Source organism: Ahrensia marina, assembly GCF_042140245.1.
GTDB lineage: Bacteria > Pseudomonadota > Alphaproteobacteria > Rhizobiales > MH13 > MH13.
The window spans coordinates 1,282,583-1,301,496 of sequence record NZ_CP159483.1; the positions used below are offsets into that span (position 1 = coordinate 1,282,583).

The following is an 18,914-nucleotide window of genomic DNA, read 5'->3' on the forward strand; positions in this document are numbered from 1 at the left end:
CGGTTCAATCTATTCTAGGTATAGTCTATGACTATGATAGACTTGAACACCCTGCGCTATTTCACGAGCGCCTACGAGACAGGTACCTTTAGTCATGCGGCTCGGTTAAACGGTGTCAGCCAGCCCACAGTGTCGGCTGCGATACAAAAGCTAGAAGACCGGCTTGGAACGCTTTTGTTCACACGATCAAGGGCAGGACTCAGACCATCACCCTTTGCAGGACGACTCTACCACGATGTGGTTGACCACGTGACGCATCTGGCTTCGCTACAAACACGTTTGTTTTCTGAAACACCGCAATCCATCCGGGTTTATTGTGCACCAGACATGATGGTGCGAAGGCTTGCGCCCAGGCTGAGCAGCCTCCGCCGTGGGTTCGCCGACTTGCAGTTCACTTTCACGGATGAAGCTCAGGAAAGTGACTTAGCTTACGTTTCGGATCAATGTGTGCCGAAAGCTCATGCCTTTCTTCCAATAAAAGAAGAACGTTTCTATTTGGCTGTCGCCAGATCTCATCCAATTGCAAAAGTCCGCACGGTTCAGATCGAGGACCTTCGCAACCTCCCGCTCATTCAGAGACCATATTGTCCCAATGCAGATCGGTTGGAATTGGGCACAGGTGGGAGCGGCTTTGGGGCTCTTGCGACAAACGACAGTCAATTGCTGGATCTCGTCTCGGCAGATCTAGGCGTAGCTTTCGTCCCCGCCTCGCATGCAGAGTCTCGGGATGACATAGCCCTTCTTTCGTTGGAAGGCGTGGACGCTGGGATGCGGGTAACTGGTATCTCACATCGAAAATCGGTTCGGGCCAAAGAAATCGCCCAACTGCTAGCCAACCCAGGCAGCAGCGTGGAAGCGTTGTTGGCAGATGGCATTCTGACAGCCATCCGTTAGACAGCTAAGGCAGCCCTTAGTGCCAGCCGCAGCATTTGGGGGTACGGGCTCGATGCTGTCCTTCTCCAGTTAACCGCCCAAGTTCTGGAACGCGGACAAAACAAGTATGATCTAAGTTGATTGACGACTTCGTTCAGCCTTCGTGATGGCCACTTTCATAATCCGCTGAAATCGCGGGCAGTCCAAATGGTTCTCCGCCTGACAGTTGGCGATGTGGCGAATACCATCGCTTAGATTGGCCAGTCGTTTGATCTTTGCGTCCAGCTCATCTGCTTTTTCGACTAGCGCACTGCGGTCTAGGGTCGCTCGACCTTCCGATCCGATCATTTGCTTGATCTCAAGCAATGAGAACCCTCCCATCTGTGCCAACGCAATAAGCGAAACGCGATCTTGGACCTCGTTCTCATAAAGACGCTTTATGCCTCGTCGTCCAACGGAACGGATAAGACCAACCTCTTCGTAATAGCGAAGTTTCGACGCGGGAAAGCCGCTGGTTTGGGAGAGCTCAGAAATATCAATCACAGCCTTGACCTCAACTTGACTTGAGGTGGTAACAAAGCTGCCCGTGGAAAAAAGATCAATCCAAATAGGAGACGGGCTACTTGACTCTTGAGTTATTCGTAAACGCAGTTTTGGTCGGTGTGGGCGCAACGCTGTTTATGGACTTTGTCGCATTGGTGCAGAAGCACATTCTGGCTCAACTACCACTCAACTACGCAATGGTCGGCCGTTGGATAGGCCATATGTTCAAAGGCCGTTTCATACATCAAGCGATCCCCGAGAGCACACCAATCCGAGGCGAACGGCTGATCGGATGGATCTCACATTATCTCATAGGCATCATTTTCGCTGTTGTCTTTCTTGTCTCCATTGGCGACGCTTGGATGAACAGACCCACGCCGCTGCCCGCTGCTTTGTTTGGGGTCTTAACAGTTCTTGCTCCGTTCCTCATTCTGCAGCCAGCTTTTGGTGCAGGTCTAGCGGCAAGCTGCGCACCGCGACCTGTGGTAACTCGGGCAAGAAGCGTGCTCGCGCATCTAAGTTTCGGCGTTGGCCTCTGGATTTCTGCCCTTTGTTTATCAGCGTTGGCAGCATGATTGATCGCGACGGAGAGAAAATGGGGTTGCGGCTGACCCGCGAAGCGACCGGTATAGGGTTCGCTCTGACTGCTGCCGTTATGTGGTCTCTGTTTTTGATTGCGTCACGCGTCGGTGCTGTGGATGGATTGCTTCCGATCGACATGATGGTACTTCGGTTCAGCCTAGCCGCCGTCCTATTAGCACCCGTCCTTGTTTGGTCCATAAGGCGGGGAGATGGTGGCCTACTAACACCGAGACGTGCAATTTTTCTTGCGCTTGCAGCAGGTCCTGCCTTCGTTTGGCTGAATGTCGGGGGCTTCCAATTTGCACCTCTGGCGCATGGTGCAGTCATCCAACCATCAACCGTTGCACTGGCTGGGATGGGACTTGCTGCACTTCTACTGGGTGAAACGCTGAGCGCTCGTCAGTATGTTGGTGCCGCACTTTTGCTAGCCGGTATGGTCGCCATTGCAGGACCAAGCGTCTTTGTTGTGAACATGGAGATTTTGATAGGCGACTCCATGTTTGTCGGAGCTGGTTTGTTTTGGGTGGCATATACTCTGTTGCTCAAACGATGGGGTATATCAGGTCTTCTCGCTGCCGCCGCAGTATCGGTCCTTTCCGCTTTGGTCGTCCTGCCGATAGCGCCCTTTGTTGGCGTCATCGAGCGACTAACACAACTCACCGTAGCGGAGCTTTTGTTCCACGTTACGGCGCATGGATTGTTCAACGGTGTCGGGGCAATAGTTGCTTTTGGGATGGCGGTTGAGCGGCTGGGTGCTGCAAAAGCATCGCTCGTCCCTGCAATAATTCCAGCCACCACGCTCATCATCGGACTTCCAATGACTGGCGAAAACCCAACCAATTTGGAGTTCATTGGGGCTGCTATCGCCTGCCTAGGCCTTCTCGTTGCATTGTCGCTCAAGACCATTCGCGATCAATCTATAGACAAATAGGCTGAAGGGACCAAGGCCCAAAATGGGCTCGAAGTGGACCTTGGTTTTCGTCCTGAAGTGGCGGCAAAGCGGACATTAGCCAGTTGTCGGTTTTCGGCCTATTGCCGACATTTGGTACATCCGGAACTCGTAGTCCAGAAAGCGTTAGTGTTTGGCGTCTTAGCCGTTCTTTGAGAGGACCCGTTGTAGGATCCGTGCAACGTTTCTAGCATCATCGATACCGCGGTGATGGGTGCCAACCCATTCCAAACCCTGGTCTTCGATGGCTTCGGCTAAACCCAGCTTTCGGCCCAAAGTCTTGTCTGCGTATAGTTGTTTTGCATTGAAGTGTGGCCCAGGAAACGGCCATGGCGCACCCGTACGCACCGAGTCTTGCTTGAATTGTTTCTGGTCGTAATCGCCCCAGCTGCACCATGAAAATGGTTGAAATGTCTGTAACCAAGCTCCCAGCGCCCGGAAGGCTTCGTGGACCGTTGGTGCGTTGTTGATCTCATCCTGTGAAATGCTGGTGAGTTCAATGCAAAATGGCGTCAAGACCGGGTTCTTGAACGGTCTAATAAACGTCTGGAATTCACCGACTTGGTCAAGCTTGGCGTCCAAGAGAACCGCACCAATTTCAATGATCTCCATTTCCCCGCGAGGTATGCGCCCCTGGTCGTCGCAAGTCGCTTCGACATCAACGGCCAGAATAAAACCTCTTGCCATGGTAAGTTACCTCTAGAGTGAAAAAGCACTTGCTACATGAGCTTCATAACATAGAGGGGCTAGGCATGGTCCCGACATACCCACAACAGTCCTTTGGGCACTAGAAGGTGGCCGGGTGCACTGGCACACCCTTTGGGTAATCGTCTAGTACGTATGATCGCCGGAGCTTTAATCACTCAAGGCTATTTCCTTTGAGTCTGCCCACTAGAAAAGACAGTCTCACCAGTTTTCGTTGTCAAAGCTTGGTTCCGGTCCGCCCTAACGTGATCGCCGTCACAAGAAACAGTTAGCGATTGCGGTATCGGTCTTAAACCTGATGCGTTTCACAGGCTCACGCCCTGCCATTGTTGTGATGAGAGTTTCTAATGCAAAAACTGAACAAAAAGCTGGTCGGAGTTCTTTGTCTAGGTAGCAGTCTCCTCGCTTCGGCCGCCAACGCTGAGCCAAGCTTCTATGCCTACGGCACAAACGGTCTTGAGATGCGCGCGGACATTCGGCTTGTGTCTCCATCACGTACGGTTGAGATCCTAAAAGAGCGTAGTTTTGGCGCACCCTACCGATTGGTCGGAAGTGGTCCTCACCTACCGCGTGCTTTTTCCGTCGTTCAGCCGATGGCGGACGATGCAGCGGTTCGAGCCTTGTTGGATGAGGCGATACTGACTCTTACCGAAGAGCCGCCAGCGGGTGGTGCAGAACTACAGATTTATTTCGAGCGGCAACGCCACGCGCAAGACGTGATCCAAGCCTTAGGCGGACCCGAAGAGGAAGCCTTTCTGGTAGGCTTGGCCACCGATATTACGTCGTGGTCGAGTAGCGCTTACTATCTCGTACCTGCCGTTGGGTCCGCATTGCGTCGTGACGCATTACAAACCAGCGAAGTTCTTACAGTCTGGGGGAGCCAAACGGGGACGGAGGTTTTCCAAGCCGCCCTTACTATGGCCTTAGCCATGTGGGGTTACGCGCCGGCCCAAGAGCGCCTTGTCGAACTTATTGCCGTAGAGCGTCGTTCAGACCTGTTTACCTATCCGGTCCTGGCTGATGCCTTTGATATCATCACAACGCGTGAACATCCGGCTGTCACATCCTTGGTCCGCGACTACCTGCAGGCCCAATCACCATGGCGCCAGGTGGGTTCGCAACCAGCTTCCCCTCAATCCGTTGTAGGCCTCTCCGGCAACGAAATGATCAGCGCTGTTCTTTATGGACATGCCTACTTCGCCGGCGAGGACCGGCTGTTGTTGGATGGCCCAGTTGCTCAGCTTACCAAGAGTCAAGCCCTACGGGAGTTGCTGCCGTTCCTGGCGGACCCGCGTGATGGCGCTCGTGCGTTGTTCGCCATATCAAAAGGTTGGAACGCTGGACAGGATAGCTACCGGCCCAACCCGTTCGTTCTCATGCCGGACCTATGCCATCTGCGCCTGGCAGCAGAACGCTCGGGTGACGCAGACGCCTGGCAAGATATTGAACGCCTGTTCTGGGCCTGGGGGCCGGAAGCCTTCGGTATCACTCACCTCCTGGACAGGGTGCAAACGGTTCTGTTGGACTGGACTGTGGGCTTTGCTGCCTTCAATTGCGACCCGTCCGGCCGTCATCTTGCACAAGTCGACAACACAGCAGAGGACCCGTTCAACATCCTGCCAGACTTTGCACGTGCTGCCAGCCCCGACCAGTGGCGCCTAAGTGGGCATCACACATCCGATGACCTCGATTTCTCGTTCACCGTACTTGACCAGCTCAACGAAGAGGCCCTGAGCAGCCTGGTCGAAGACCGTGCAGTGGCGGACCACCCGCTATGGTACCTTGCGCAAATGCGCCACGGGGTGCTGTCTGCAGCCCATTTTGGCCATCTCGACGTTTACCAAGGCCAGGACGACAGGCGCTTCTTTGTTGCCCAAAACAGCGAAGGTTCTACGCCGGTTTATGCTGGCGGCATCGCTGAGCTACGGGTTCGCCAAAACCCATCGGGCACACTCTTTGGCCTTCGGCTTTCTGCGGACTATTACATTCCCGAGGACGCCGCGTTTGGGGCGTCGATTGCCAGGTTGTTCGACGATATCGACGCCAGCCTTGCTGATGGTGCTCTGTCCATGATCCAGTCGGTAACCCTGCGCCACGGGTCCAGTTCTACCCCTCTGACTCGTCAACGCAGCGCTCCGGACGGGACGCATGTCTACGTTCTGGACGAAGAGATTGATGACATGGACAATCTGGTCGTCGATGTTGAAATTGCATCCTTGAGACAGGGTACTGCGTTCTTGTCCTTCCCGCTGTACGCTTCGTCCTTTGGATACCAAAGTCTTTTTGAAGACGGGGCAATCGAGGTGCACGTATGGCAATAACAAAAATGCTGGTGATTGGCGCTTTTGTTGGCGCAATCGCCTTCGCGTCGCCGCACGCGTTGGCTGACGAGGTTGGCGAGGCCTTTGACTTGCTGGCCAGCGACATTGCCGAAGCCGGTAGCGAGGAAGAGCAGACGGGGGTATTGCGCGGCTTCACTGACCTGGTGGAGCGTTTTCCAGAATCGGATGAAGCACGCCTCATGGCATTCGCTGCTGGCAACATAGCTTTGCGTCAAAACGGTCCAAATCGGCTGCTCGATGGACTTGCTGACTATATAGAAAACGGTGATCTACTGGATCCCAACGCGATTGCTGCCGTCGTGGAGCCTGCGCTCAACGCCCTTGGCGATATGGCTGATCTCGGCATTTTAAAGCCGGAGGATGCAGCTGCCTTTGATCAAGCATTAAAGGATCTGGACCAAGCCCTCGCAACGGCCGGAGCACAATACTCGCTGGAGACACTCTTGAGTGATCCTTTTGCTGAGTCTCCGGCTCTGGCCAGTGCTCTAGGAAGACTCCGCCAGCTGGTCTCACTGGCGCGCTTTTACAACGATGCGCGCCGCTATCCGGACCTTACAGGCGCTGAGCGCCGCCGCATGCTGGACAATCTTCGATCACCTTTCACGCGCTACATAGGTCCGGGCCTAGCAGGGCCGGGCTGGCCAATGCTTCGTGACGGTCTGGTTTGGAACAGTGAATTGGCAGACGCTAATGCGGAGGGTGTGCGGATTGTTGAAGACGCGATCCGCAACGGCAGGGTCGATGAAGAACGGTTAAGGCGACTGGACGCGCGACTGCGCTTTCTGGCGCGTGGACCATGGAACCGAGACACCCTTCGCGACATGTTGGCGTCCGTCTGTTCGTTGGTGCCTGGAACTGGCTCGCTGTGCCAGTCGATATTTGATCACATTCTCGACGGCGCCGAGGCGATCGGCAACGTCACGTGTGGTGAAATCACGTGCGACTGCGGCTACTTGGACGGAATTGCCGGAGCGCTGCGCGGCGTTGAGTGCGCCCTGCGCGAGGCGCAGATGCAAGCCCAGTGCTTCAGCGATGGGGCGCCACAGAGCGCATGCTTGGCAGGCGCCAGCGGCCCCAATGCAACATCCTGGGAACCCCAACCACGTTAACTGGACCTATAGGAAAACAGATGAAGAACGCTCTGGCTGCGGCCATTCCACTTTTGATTGTGTCTGCTTCGGTTCCCGCTTATGCGCAGGCTGAGGCCAGCTTCAATGTGGCTTGTCCACCTACATCCTTTGCGCATTTCAATGATGAGCTGGTGGATGTGACAGGTGCTTGGGCGATGGATTTCCGCTTTTTCGGCAGCTTTCTCCCCGTCCTCCAACCACTATCTGTCGAGTCCAATGGAACGGACCAAACACTGACGTGTGGATTGGATGCCAACGAGATGTCCGTTACTTCGACCGTTACCGTAGAAGCTTCCTCTTGCGTGATTGACGGCGTGGATGTGGCGAGCTCTGTTTTTGTGTGCAGCCGCTAGGGCTAAGTCTACAGAATTGACGCTTCTGAACTGTGAGTAAAGCTGCCTTCGGAATCTGGTTTACGGAAGTAATTGGCGGCAATGCGGACCTTTCAGACATTCGTCTTCGCATATAGTCTTGCTGCACTGTTCCAAAGAGGCGTGGTCGCCATGATCGAGTATAGAAGTGGTGTAGTGCCTCCAGTGTCTGAGGTGATTTCATTATACTCCGCCAATAAATGGAGTTCAGCAAACCAACCTGAACGCCTGATGGCAGCACTAAAGGGATCTAATCACATAGAATGTGCTTTCCGTGAACAGCAACTTGTTGGTCTGGCAAATGCAATTTCCGATGGTAGCCTAGTGGTTTATTATCCTCACCTGCTGGTACATCCAGACCAGCAAGGAAAGGGAATTGGGCAAGAACTTATGTCTCGCATGTTCGGCAAATATGCTGACTTTCATCAGCAAACACTGTTAGCGGTCGCAGACGCAGTAGATTTTTATGAGCGCGTAGGTTTCAAACGAACCGATGCCGTTGCTCCAATGTGGATCTACGACGGGACTGACCACTGACGTTCACTTTGGCTCACTGCTGCCGTTGTGGGCTCAGCCGCTCTTGGCGGCGCAGTGATCATTAGAAACATCTTATGCTTCAATGCTGATTTTCATCGGAAAGGAGATCAGCATACGGGACCCACTCTTTGCGTCGAACCAAAGCAACGCTGATCTATCGCAAAACCGGTAATCTGCGTGTGGTTCAGCTTCTGCTCGGTCACACAAAGATCGACAGCACCGTTCGCTATCTCGGTGTCGAGGTGGAAGATGCATTGGAACTGGCAGAGAGCATCGAACTTTGAGCCTTCTTTGACCGGCCGAGGGTAACAGCCAGTTCGCCGACAGACCACAGCACATTCTTGAGACCTCACTTAAGTGGGGTGCTTCCAACAGGATTGCATTCGACGCTAGAAGGTCACCCTATTGATTAACACCTGTGCCCAAGGAACAACCATGTCGGCTGACTTGGATTTACCGCCCCAGCGCCACCCAGGCATGTTGGTGTCGGCCTTTTGGCAGGCTGCCCATGAGTACGGCGCGCGACACCTCAGTCGCCAGACCGACGATGGAGCCGAGGAAGCTTTCTGGCAGGACTATGCGCCCAATTATGACCGGAGTAGCCCGTTGGCCGAATGTGCAACCGATCTGGTCAATGATTTGCGCACCATGATCTGCGCGAATTGGGATATGGTGGAGATCGGCCCAGGCTCAGGCGCTTTCACGCGGCGTCTGGCGCCTGAACTCTCCGAGATTACCGTGATTGAACCGTCAGCAGCGATGCGCGCCGAGTTTCAACGGCTTTGGCATCGGCCGAGTGCCGTTAAGACAATTGGTTGCAAATGGGAAGAAGCTCCAGTCTTGAAGGCAGATTTCGTTTTTGGCGCTAATGCTTTCTATCGCATCAAGGACATTACAACCGCTCTTATGAAAATGAATGACGTGGCACGACATCGCGTGGCGTTGGTACAAACCATCGGTCGTCCCCATGCCAATCCACTTGCTGTTGATATCGACGGTATGGTGCATGAGCGCGAACGGGCAGACTGCTTGTGCGACGTACTCGAAGAAATGGGCATCTCGCACAATCGACGCGACTACCATATCGACCGGCCTGATGGGCCAGGCATGGTGGCGTTGATCGATTGGGTTCCAAAGGCGTCATTGTAGACGTCGGTTTGATTGACACAGTCTGGCAAGTTGAGCATCCTGGCTGTGATGGTTCTGGCTGGGCAGTGATGCAGGCCGGATGAAAAGGGAACATGGTGCGGTGTAGCCAACAGGCGCCAAATCCATGACTGCCCCCGCAACTGTGAGCGGTGAGCCCATCAGCGATAAACCACTGGGTTTGGTGACTACACACCAACCTGGGAAGGTGCTGAGAGGCTAAGACCCGCAAGTCAGGAGACCTGCCATCACGTGACTTAAAACCTTCGGGCGGGGTGCCCCGGGACGGTGATGTGATGACGACGAACGCTTTCCAAACATGTGTGGGGCCGAAAGGCCTGTTTTCATCGACCGTTTTCCGAAACCCACCGTGGATTCGGGAGACGATGCGCCATGCACACCCTCAATCGGGTTTGCTTGACGGTCTGCACGCGCTGCCGACCGCCTGAGTTCACCAGCCCCGATGAAGAGCGTCCCGGCTACAAGCTAGCGGCAGCAATCCTGCGTCGCGTCCAACGGCATGCGGCACTACCTCTGGCCATTCATATGCGTGGTGCGCGCTGCATGAGCCAGTGCAAGCGTCCCTGCGTTGTCGCCCTATCGGCACCTGCCAAGTTCACGCTTCTATTCGGCGACCTTAGTGCGGGCACCGACGCCCATGCGGTGATCACGCTTGCCCAGCAATATGCCGAAAGTAGCGACGGCCTCGTGCCCCGCGCGGAACGACCCGCGCCTCTGCGTGCCGGCATTCTCGGTCGCATCGCACCGCTTGGATTCGCCGGTGACATCATCGACCCCGCCTTTGCTTTCCCACCAAATCCAACCAAAGGACACTTTCCATGAAACTGCTGCCCATTCTTGCGCTGGTCGGCGCGGTGCCGTTTGCGACGCTCGCACAGGCCAACGATCATTTTCCTTATGTCGACCAGAATTGCGGTTTCACGCACACCTATGAGACAGCGCCAACAAACGCCGTTACCCTTTCCAACAACGCCACCGAGCTCATGCTCGCGCTCGGCTTAGAGGCCAACATGGTCGGCACCTCCTACATGGCCAACATGACCATCAGCCCGCAGTTTGAAGACGCTTACAATTCGGTTCCAATCCTGTCGCCGCTTGTTGCGACCACCGAACAGCTCATCAATGCCGAAGCGGACTTTGTCTATGCCGGTTACCCAGATGGGTTCTCCGAAAGCCGCAACCCCCGTCCGATGCTGCACGACCTTGGTATGGCCACACGCCTGAACACTGAAGGGTGCAATCTCGGCAAGTTCGGCTTCGATGAGCTTTTTGAGGAAATCCGTTCCGTTGCTGGGATCTTCGGTGTGCCTGAGCGCGGAGAGGAACTGATTGCTGACATGCAAGCCCGCATTGCCGATGTGGAGGAGCGGCTGCAAGGCGTCGAGCCCATCCCGGTGTTCATTTACAATGGTGGCGAGGATACGCCATGGGCTGTCTTGGGGAACACCATGCTAAGCCATGTGGTTGAGCGTGCTGGTGGAGCCAACATCCTGGGTGATATCGACAATCGCTATGGCAGCACATCGTGGGAGCAGCTTGTCGAACAAGCGCCAGAGCACATTGTGGTCTTTTACTCCGGCACGTCGAGCGGACAGGTGGTTGAAAACCCCGAAGTCAATCTCGGTCAAGCGCGGGTCGCCACACTGGAAGCCAACCCAATAATTGCGGGCGTGCCAGCGGTTGAAAACGATGCGTACACGCTGATCGTCTCCGTGAACGGTCAACCGGGACCCAGCTCTGTCGATGCCCTGGAGCGGCTGGCACACGCGTTTCATCCTGAAGCGTTTGAGTAAGGCCTGGTACCTCGCACGTGAGTGACGTGCCCACCACGAACGAACAGGGTGGCTCCGATGAGCGCGCCGCCCTGCTGGCGACGTTGCGCGCGGCACCGCCGAAGGCGACCGACGCCAAGGTGGTACGTCTTGCGCGGTCCTCTAGCACCCGAGATCAGGGGCGCTATGCCGCGGTGTTGGCGGGCATGCTGGCCCTGATAGGTATTGCGGCAGTCGCCGGTCTGATGATTGGTTCGGTCACCATTCCTGCTGGTACCGCGCTGTCCATCCTCCTTCACCGGATTTCCGGTGGTCTGCTCCTGGAGCCGGACTGGCGGCAAGCACATGAGATCATCATCGTGCAGACCCGCATGCCGCGTGTGATCCTGGCGGCTGTTGTTGGCGCAAGCCTCGGCGTGGCTGGCATGGTCATTCAGGCCATCGTTCGCAATCCGCTTGCCGGCCCTTCAATCCTCGGCGTTTCGTCCGGCGCAGCTACTGGTGCCGTCATTGTCATGCGCTTTGGCCTTCTGGTTGCGGGCGCGTTCACGCTGCACATTGCGGCTTTTGTCGGCGGCTTGATCGCGCTTTCCATTGTCTTTTGGATTGCGCGGACAGGTGGTCATATGACGCCAACCCGTCTTGTTCTGGCTGGCATTGCTGTGAGCGCTGTCTTGTCTGCGCTCACCAGCCTTCTTGTTCTTACCTCACCTGATCCGCAGCTAGCTGCCCGCGTTTTGTTTTGGACTCTGGGCGGCTTTGGCAGCGCGCAATGGTCGATCCTCCCGATTCCCGTGGTGGCGCTTGCGGTGGGTTTGGCTATCATGCTGGTGCAGGCACGCCGCTTGAATCTGTTGATGGCAGGCGATGAAAGCGCCGTTGCATTGGGTCTGGATGTGGAGCGCTTTCGTCGCACCATGTTCGTGCTGACGGCGGGCCTTACCGGAATCACGGTCGCTGTGTCGGGTGTTATCGGTTTTGTCGGCCTTATCATGCCCCACATCGTGCGCCTGATGGTAGGTGCCGATCATCGCAAAGCGCTGCCTGCGGTAGCCTTGCTGGGCGCAAGCTTCACCATCGCTGCGGATCTGGTCGCCCGTTCAATCATCGCGCCGCTAGAGCTACCGGTCGGCATTGTAACCGCTTTGGTTGGTGGACCTTTCTTCATCTGGCTGTTGCGGCGTGATGCTCGCAGCCTCAGCGTCAACCGTTGACCCTGCAACCTGGAACGCTGTCGCTCAGCGATGTCAGCGTAGAGATCGCCGGTAAGAGGCTCGTTGAGGCGATCAGCTTTGATGTCGCGCCAGGCGAAATGGTAGGCTTGCTCGGTCCCAATGGGTCGGGGAAATCCACCTTGCTGCGCACAATCTACAAGGTGGTGAAACCTGTAACCGGAACGGTGCTGGTCAACGGCCAAGATGTGCAGCGTCGGTCGTCTGCTTGGGTCGCGCAGAACGTTGCTGCGGTCCTTCAAGACATGCCTGCGGATTTTCCTCTGACCGTTCGCGATGTCGTCACTATGGGGCGTTCGGCCCACAAAGCTGTGCTCGAACCCGACACGGCGCACGACCGTGACTTGATCGATGCGGCGTTGCGGTTACAGGGCCTGGAGGACCTGTCGAGTCGCTCCTTCAGAACTCTCTCTGGTGGCGAACGCCAACGGGCACTACTCGCCCGGGCGCTCGTGCAACAACCCACGATTTTGGTGCTTGACGAGCCGACCAATCACCTCGACATTCTCTTCCAACTCTCTCTGCTGGAATTTGTACGCGAACTCGGGATCACCATCGTTGCGGCCTTGCACGATCTAAATCTTGCAGCGAGATTTTGCGATCGTATTTGCTTGATGGATGGTGGGCAGATGGCTGCGCTCGGCACACCGGAAGACGTGCTAACAAGCGAACGAGTTGAAGCGGTCTATGGGGTCAAAATGCTGGTCGAGCGTCACCCAGGAACAGGAAACGTTTTTCTGTTGCCCGTTTAACGAGCGCACCTCCAAGCATGGCTGATCATCAGCGAGTTTTGTGAAATCTCAAATAGTTGATTTTTTTTCGCTGATATTTGCGTTTTAATCGCAAAAAGTGTTAATTAGCATTGCCTGATGATAGGTGCCCTGCCGTCGTGGAAGCCGTATCAACCTACGCGGATCCGGCCTCTTTGGCAGCCTTGCACAGTGCTTTCACTTGGAGATTTTGCACCATGCTTGCGTTCAAAAATGTGTCAGTTTCCGTCGGTCACCAGGAGGTGGTGCGTGATCTCAGTCTCACGGTGGCGCCGGGAGAGCTGCATGTTTTGATGGGGCCAAATGGGTCGGGCAAGTCCAGCCTGTTGGCAGCAGCTATGGGCCTCGACGGATATCAGGTGACCCAAGGTGACGTTCTGTTCAATGGTCAATCTGTTCTCAAACTCTCAACCGATGAGCGGGCCAAACGCGGTATGGGTTTGGCGTTTCAGCGCCCTCCCGCGCTTGAAGGTGTGACCTATGCCGCCTTTGCCAGCGCCATCGGCGCGGAAGACATATTGGAGCAGGAAGCAGCGCGGCTCGATCTGGCGCAGTTTGCGCACCGTGACCTCAATGTCGGCTTTTCGGGCGGGGAGACCAAGCGTTCAGAGGTGCTCAAACTCATCCTGCAAGCGCCTCGCCTGATGATGTTTGATGAACCTGAAAGCGGCGTTGATCTTGAGCATGTGGCTGTGGTTGGCCAAGCGATCAAGCGCGCTGTGTCTACGCAAACGCCCGATGGCCAGGCCCGCGCGGGAATCATCATCACGCACACCGGTCTCATCCTCGACCATATCGACACGGCGCATGGCCACATCATCAGCGATGGTCGTTTGGTGCATAGCGGTGATGCGCGCGAGCTGTTTCGTCACGTTCAAAGCCATGGCTATCGCGCACCGGCAGCCTGACATCCAACACAGCCCATTTGGCGACACGGCACACTGACAAGAAAGGCTTCGCATGACCGAGACCACGACGCTCAACAGGCAAGATGATTTCCGGCTGAGCAACGAAGAGCGCGCCATCTTGCATGATGTTGGTTATGACGATGAGGCGCAGCGCTCGGCCACGTCCATCCTCATCGATCGACACGTACGGATTGTGCGATCCACCCACGAGGATGTGGTGACGATGCCTTTGGCGGAGGCCCTGCGCACCTATGATTTTGTTCAAGATCTGATGTTCGGGCAGGTTGCGCCGGACAGCAATGAGGATTTGCAGGAAATCTCCGCCCATATGGATGACCCTCTGGGCCACTTCACATGGGTCAAACCAGGCGCCAAGGTGATGCTGCCCGTCCAAAGCTTCACGCTTTTGGAGATGCCACAAGGCCGCCAGTTTACCCACGACATCACGCTGATAGATGAAGGCGCTGAGGTGGAGATGATCTCTGGCTCAACCGTGCCCCAATCGGTACATGCCGGACGGCACGTTTGCCTGTCAGAAACCTATATGCGCGCTGGCGCTCAAAGCCGTTCGGTGTCGATCGAGCATTGGGGCGGCAACATGGAGGTGCGCAGCTACAGCTACAGCCAGATGGACCAAGGCTCGCACAGTTCGTCCACGGCGATCAGCCTTGGGGCCATTCGTGATCATGAGGCCTTTTCGCACATCACTTTGGCCGAAGACGCTCATTCTGTATCGCAATCAATTGTGCTCGCGGTAGACGGCACCAGCAAACGGATCGATGATGAGATCACCCTGGCAGCACGAGGCGCGCGCTGCGAAAGCGTGACGCGCATGGTTGCCGCCGGAGGGACCATCATCAACAATGCAGTGCTGATTGGTGATGCCGCCGAGACCACTGGTTTTTTGGGCTGTGACGGCCTGAAGCTCACTGAGTCAGGCGAGATCACAGCCGTGCCGGCGCTTCGCGCGAAGGCCGAGGGCGCGCAGCTTAGCCACGAAGCGTCGGTTGGCATGGTGAGTTCGGAAAAGCTTGGTTACCTTATGGCGTCCGGCCTTGATGAAGACACCGCGCGCGGTCTGATCGTGCAAGGTTTTCTGTCGCTCAACAGCGACTACATTCCGCAAACCGTTCAAGAACGTGTGATAGAAATGATCGTCCAAGCCAAGTCGGGTGGGATGTGAGGTGAAGCTGACGGGCCGCCGGAAAGTGACCATGTTGGGTGGCCGCACGCCTGGCTTTCACGAGCGAAGGGCGACGTGCTGGCGGACGCGGGGGTCAAAGCAATGCCTGGGTATGAGAAGGTGCACATGTTTGGTTTGCTGGCGAACGTGCTGAGGCAAGGCGCGTGCGTGACGTCGCGCTGAAGAGCGGGTGGGGCAAAGACGCGCTGAGGATTTCTGGGTTTTGGCGGGCCGCTTAGCTTACTCGCTAAACCTGCCAGGCACTGTGACCTCACGTGGGCACGTTAACATGAGGGTTCTTGTGCTTTCAGTCCACGTGCATGATCAGCAAAATCGGCGTTGCCGAGTGCTTCACCTGCAGCATACCAATCAAGAGCCAAGCAGATATTGTGATCTGGGCCATGCATCCCAATCTCATGAAGATGAGCGACGGCAAGTGCGGACGATGCATCGCCCTCTCCGGAACTGGAAACCTTGGAGTTGGCCGAGAGCATCGAACAGTAGAGCTCGCTTCCCTCAGACGAACACGCAAAAGCACGCTGTTAGACGGAAAGTACTGTGAGCAACCAAAGCACCGTGCAAACTCACAATGAGTTAGTGCACCTCCAGCGTAGATGGTCTTGGACCCATGTCCCAAAAAGGATCTAGCACGACCACAAACCTCGTCTGCCCCGAACCCTCAATTGGCGGCGAGCGATGGAGTAAGCCAGACGTTGGAGGCTGCGGCGATTGGCTGCCATGAAGAATTATGGGCGCACTTGTTGGAACCGTGAACACCTGCGCAGGCTCGCCTCCGTTTGGTGCAATGCCATACTGTGTACCCGGACCGCGATAGGTGCATATGAGGCGAGCGGTGACGGCATCGATATGAAACTTCGGGCACGTGGTTTCCGAGGCTACATCTAGTCGGAGGCGGAGGTATTTTGAACCCAACAGGTTGGCGAAAATATTCGCTAGTGTGGCGACGTCATCTATCAGGGCCTGTCTACCGACGCCATTTGGTGTATCGGCCAAATTACACAGCTCCGTAAGTGCTGATGGCACCGCCTCCACAGGCAGCACGAGCCGACCACTGGGCAACTGCTTAGGATCCAGATTGTCCAGCCATGCTTGGAGGGAGGAGTCTACTCTTCGATTCCAAATCGCTGCCGCGCAACCAGGCTCTAGGAAATCCTGAAGGTTTTCAGGCTTCTCCGCAAAAGCCACTCCAACTGCAGCTTCATCAGCATATTGCTGAGTCAGGTTCACGAGACTTGCTCCGCACGTCGCCAAGACGGGAACGGGTCGGGAAGGTCAAGAAACGCGTCTGGTCCCGGCGCCACATCCTGAGGCACCAAGCAAGCATCCAGGCGCGCGCGCAGATGCGGCCAATCAATACCCGCCCCGATGAAAACAATCTCCTGGCGTCTATCACCCCATGGTTCAACCCATCGTTCGGCGAGGTAGGAGCGCGCACTTTCATGGTCCGGCCAGCGCTCCTTGGGCACCGATGCCCACCAGGTGCCCAAGGGTTTGACCGAGGAAAGGGCACCAGCGAGCGAGAACTCCGCCACCACATCGGGCTGGGTTGCGATCCAAAAATGCCCTTTGGCGCGGATGACGCCAGGCATGGAGCTGTTCAGAAGCGCATGAATGGCCGACGGATCAAATGGGCTTCGCGCCCGATAAACATAGGACGCAACGCCATACTCTTCGGTTTCCGGCACATGGTCTGCAAACCCGTAAAGCTCTTTGGCCCACATGGGATGTTCGTGCGCGGCCTGGAAATCAAAGAGCCCGGTATCAAGGATCGCATCACTGGCGACATCGGAATGATTGGTTTCGATGATCTTCGCATCGGCATTCAGACTGCGAATGATCTTGCGCGCGGCATCCGTGCGATCTGGCCCGGCATCGTTGGTTTTGTTGAGCACAACGACATCAGCAAACTCGATCTGATCGGTAAGCAGATGAACAAGCGTCCGCTCATCCTCTTCACCCAGCGTTTCACCGCGGTCGCTTAGAAAATCATGGCTTGAATAGTCATTGAGCAGGTTCACTGCATCGACAACGGTCACCATCGTATCCAGGCGCGCAACATCCGCCAGGCTCTCACCATCCTCGTCGCGGAAGTCGAACGTAGCAGCAACAGGCAGCGGCTCGGAAATACCCGTGCTTTCTATCAGCAGGTAGTCAAACCGCCCTTCAGCTGCGAGCCTGCGAACCTCTGCCAAAAGATCGTCTCGTAATGTGCAGCAGATGCACCCGTTGGACATCTCCACCATGGTCTCTTCGGTCCGCGACAGTTCAGTGTCAGCGCGCACCAGATCAGCATCAATGTTCACCTCGGACATGTCGTTGACGATCACCGCCACACGCCGCCCTTCGCGGTTGTTCAAAACACGATTGAGAAGCGTGGTCTTGCCGGCACCCAAAAAGCCAGAAAGCACCGTTACGGGGAGGCGAGTATCGGTCATGATTAGTTTCCAATGTTATTACATAACAAAACAAAGCCCCATGAAAGGCCGATTGATCCCATTTTGATTTGTGTGGGTGCAGCGGCATTCATGGGCAACACTGCTATCAAGAAGCAGTGCATTTCGGCGGACGACAAACCATCCGCCGAACGTTGTTTCTCACTGATTTCTAGAGACACTCTGACAGAGTTCTGGCGATCCCTCGAATCACTTTGGGGTATAAACCAGCGCCAGGTTCAAAGGCTGAGCCAAGAGGATCGATCACGCCCGTTGTCGCGTCTGTTCCATCGAGAACGGTTGCTACCAAACCAGGGTTATATTGTGGTTCGGACAGGACGCAGTCAACGCTTTCATCCCGAATGCGCGCTTGAATCTCCGCGATACGTGCAGGGCTTGGATCGGCGGCGTCTCCTAGTGAGATGGCCCCAGAAGCAGGGAAGTCGTACGCAACCTCAAAGTACTGGTAGGCGTCATGGAAGACAATGAAGCTGCCGCCGCGTACCGGATCAAGCATGTCACTGACCTCCGCGTTTAGCGCTTCAAGTTCCTCGATCCCGGCCGCTGCATTGGCAAAGTAGGCGCCAGCATTATCCGGGTCGGTGGCAGACAGTTGCGCCGCGATAACGTTCAACCAAGTCGCTGCATTCTGCGGTGACAACCATGCGTGCGGATCGTGCTCGCCATGTGCATGGCCATCGTGATCATGGTCATCATGCGCGTGCTCTTCGCCATGGTCGTGATCATGGTCATCGTGCGCATGCTCTTCGCCATGGTCGTGATCATGGTCATCGTGCGCATGCTCTTCGCCATGGTCGTGATCATGGTCATCGTGCGCATGCTCTTCGCCATGGTCGTGATCATGGTCATCGTGCGCATGCTCTTCGCCATGGTCGTGATCATGGTCATCATGCGCATGCTCTTCGCCATGGTCGTGATCATGGTCATCATGCGCGTGCTCTTCGCCATGGCCATGTTCATGGTCACCATGGCTGTGTGCCTCAAACAATGCGTTCTCGCGGAAGTCGAGTAGTTCGATCCCATCCACCTCCAATAGCTCAGTAACCACAGCTCCACTTGCCAGCGTTTCGACTGTGTCTTTGAGCCATGGTGAGAGATCTTCCCCCATCCAGAATACCAAATCCGCTTCTTGCAGCGCAGATGCCTCGGATGGTCGCAAGTTATACGAGTGTGGTGATGCACCGGCCGGAATAACAAGGTTTGGCGTGCCAACACCATCCATCACGCGAGCCACCAACGAGTGGATGGGCGCAATGTCCGCAGCGACATTTGGGACATCAGCAGACGCGAGCGTCGTGCTGCTCAACAATACAGCGGCAACGGATAACGAGAGACGCGACATGGACTTTCAAACCTCTATGTGATTTTATAACAGA

19 protein-coding genes, 2 pseudogenes and 1 riboswitch are annotated in these 18,914 nt (G+C 55.8%); of the genes and pseudogenes, 16 read left to right on the plus strand and 5 right to left on the minus strand.

Translation table 11 applies throughout. The features are described from left to right. Positions 1-27 precede the first annotated feature (27 nt). Positions 28-894, plus strand: coding sequence for a LysR family transcriptional regulator (locus ABWH92_RS06345; protein WP_375573169.1), 867 nt, complete (start codon positions 28-30; stop codon positions 892-894). A gap of 111 nt (positions 895-1,005) precedes the next feature. Here ABWH92_RS06345 and ABWH92_RS06350 read toward each other — a convergent pair whose 3' ends face one another. After that, positions 1,006-1,416: a helix-turn-helix domain-containing protein gene (locus ABWH92_RS06350; protein ID WP_375573171.1), complete on the minus strand. Its 411-nt coding sequence runs from the start codon at positions 1,414-1,416 to the stop codon at positions 1,006-1,008. Positions 1,417-1,535: 119 nt separating this feature from the next. Between ABWH92_RS06350 and ABWH92_RS06355 the strand changes: the two genes are divergently transcribed. Both ABWH92_RS06355 and ABWH92_RS06360 read left to right on the plus strand, forming a co-directional pair. Further along, on the plus strand, positions 1,536-1,991 hold the full coding sequence (locus tag ABWH92_RS06355; RefSeq protein ID WP_375574201.1) for a DUF2938 domain-containing protein: 456 nt from the start codon (positions 1,536-1,538) through the stop codon (positions 1,989-1,991). Continuing rightward, positions 1,988-2,929, plus strand: a complete 942-nt coding sequence (locus ABWH92_RS06360) for a DMT family transporter (RefSeq protein WP_375573173.1) — start codon at positions 1,988-1,990, stop codon at positions 2,927-2,929. The genes ABWH92_RS06355 and ABWH92_RS06360 overlap by 4 nt, the downstream gene beginning before the upstream one ends. A 159-nt stretch (positions 2,930-3,088) precedes the next feature. On the opposite strand, the gene ABWH92_RS06365 is transcribed toward ABWH92_RS06360, so the two are convergent. Continuing rightward, positions 3,089-3,634, minus strand: a complete 546-nt coding sequence (locus ABWH92_RS06365; RefSeq protein ID WP_375573174.1) for an exonuclease domain-containing protein — start codon at positions 3,632-3,634, stop codon at positions 3,089-3,091. Between the two features lie 365 nt (positions 3,635-3,999). Between ABWH92_RS06365 and ABWH92_RS06370 the strand changes: the two genes are divergently transcribed. The 13 genes and pseudogenes from ABWH92_RS06370 to ABWH92_RS06430 all read left to right on the plus strand — a co-directional run. Further along, positions 4,000-5,973 carry a hypothetical protein gene (locus tag ABWH92_RS06370; RefSeq protein WP_375573176.1) on the plus strand — a complete coding sequence of 658 codons (1,974 nt, stop codon included), beginning with the start codon at positions 4,000-4,002 and terminating at the stop codon, positions 5,971-5,973. Continuing rightward, on the plus strand, positions 5,964-7,103 hold the full coding sequence (locus ABWH92_RS06375; protein WP_375573178.1) for a hypothetical protein: 1,140 nt from the start codon (positions 5,964-5,966) through the stop codon (positions 7,101-7,103). Before ABWH92_RS06370 ends, ABWH92_RS06375 begins: the two co-directional genes overlap by 10 nt. Positions 7,104-7,123: 20 nt before the next feature. Further along, positions 7,124-7,477: a hypothetical protein gene (locus ABWH92_RS06380; RefSeq protein WP_375573180.1), complete on the plus strand. Its 354-nt coding sequence runs from the start codon at positions 7,124-7,126 to the stop codon at positions 7,475-7,477. A 150-nt stretch (positions 7,478-7,627) separates the two neighbouring features. Beyond that, positions 7,628-8,032 carry a GNAT family N-acetyltransferase gene (locus ABWH92_RS06385; protein WP_375573182.1) on the plus strand — a complete coding sequence of 135 codons (405 nt, stop codon included), beginning with the start codon at positions 7,628-7,630 and terminating at the stop codon, positions 8,030-8,032. 101 nt (positions 8,033-8,133) lie between these two features. After that, positions 8,134-8,316, plus strand: a pseudogene (locus tag ABWH92_RS06390) (tyrosine-type recombinase/integrase); the annotation flags it as partial. Positions 8,317-8,467: 151 nt separating this feature from the next. Next, on the plus strand, positions 8,468-9,181 hold the full coding sequence (locus ABWH92_RS06395) for a class I SAM-dependent methyltransferase (RefSeq protein WP_375573183.1): 714 nt from the start codon (positions 8,468-8,470) through the stop codon (positions 9,179-9,181). Positions 9,182-9,213: 32 nt separating this feature from the next. Then, a riboswitch (cobalamin riboswitch) is annotated at positions 9,214-9,443 on the plus strand. A 128-nt stretch (positions 9,444-9,571) separates the two neighbouring features. Next, complete coding sequence (locus tag ABWH92_RS06400) at positions 9,572-10,021, plus strand: DUF1636 domain-containing protein (protein WP_375573185.1); 450 nt, start codon at positions 9,572-9,574, stop codon at positions 10,019-10,021. Further along, entirely contained in the window at positions 10,018-10,992 is a 975-nt protein-coding gene (locus tag ABWH92_RS06405) for an ABC transporter substrate-binding protein (protein ID WP_375573187.1), read from the plus strand. The genes ABWH92_RS06400 and ABWH92_RS06405 overlap by 4 nt, the downstream gene beginning before the upstream one ends. A 17-nt stretch (positions 10,993-11,009) precedes the next feature. Further along, entirely contained in the window at positions 11,010-12,185 is a 1,176-nt protein-coding gene (locus ABWH92_RS06410; RefSeq protein ID WP_375573189.1) for a FecCD family ABC transporter permease, read from the plus strand. Further along, a complete protein-coding gene (locus ABWH92_RS06415) occupies positions 12,182-12,955 on the plus strand; it encodes an ABC transporter ATP-binding protein (RefSeq protein ID WP_375573191.1) in 774 nt (257 codons plus the stop codon). The genes ABWH92_RS06410 and ABWH92_RS06415 overlap by 4 nt, the downstream gene beginning before the upstream one ends. Before the next feature lie 215 nt (positions 12,956-13,170). Next, positions 13,171-13,881, plus strand: coding sequence for an ABC transporter ATP-binding protein (locus ABWH92_RS06420; protein ID WP_375573193.1), 711 nt, complete (start codon positions 13,171-13,173; stop codon positions 13,879-13,881). Between the two features lie 52 nt (positions 13,882-13,933). Beyond that, the gene (locus tag ABWH92_RS06425) at positions 13,934-15,064 is read left to right on the plus strand and encodes a SufD family Fe-S cluster assembly protein (protein WP_375573195.1); all 1,131 of its coding nucleotides are present in this window, start codon (positions 13,934-13,936) and stop codon (positions 15,062-15,064) included. Between the two features lie 134 nt (positions 15,065-15,198). Continuing rightward, positions 15,199-15,303, plus strand: a pseudogene (locus tag ABWH92_RS06430) (hypothetical protein); the annotation flags it as partial. Between the two features lie 355 nt (positions 15,304-15,658). On the opposite strand, the gene ABWH92_RS06435 reads toward ABWH92_RS06430, so the two are convergent. The 3 genes from ABWH92_RS06435 to ABWH92_RS06445 all read right to left on the minus strand — a co-directional run bounded on the left by ABWH92_RS06435 (position 15,659) and on the right by ABWH92_RS06445 (position 18,880). After that, the gene (locus ABWH92_RS06435) at positions 15,659-16,312 is read right to left on the minus strand and encodes a DUF1826 domain-containing protein (protein WP_375573197.1); all 654 of its coding nucleotides are present in this window, start codon (positions 16,310-16,312) and stop codon (positions 15,659-15,661) included. Beyond that, positions 16,309-17,520, minus strand: coding sequence for a GTP-binding protein (locus ABWH92_RS06440; RefSeq protein WP_375573199.1), 1,212 nt, complete (start codon positions 17,518-17,520; stop codon positions 16,309-16,311). Before ABWH92_RS06440 ends, ABWH92_RS06435 begins: the two co-directional genes overlap by 4 nt. Positions 17,521-17,689: 169 nt before the next feature. Next, positions 17,690-18,880, minus strand: coding sequence for a zinc ABC transporter substrate-binding protein (locus tag ABWH92_RS06445; RefSeq protein ID WP_375573201.1), 1,191 nt, complete (start codon positions 18,878-18,880; stop codon positions 17,690-17,692). Positions 18,881-18,914: the final 34 nt, after the last annotated feature.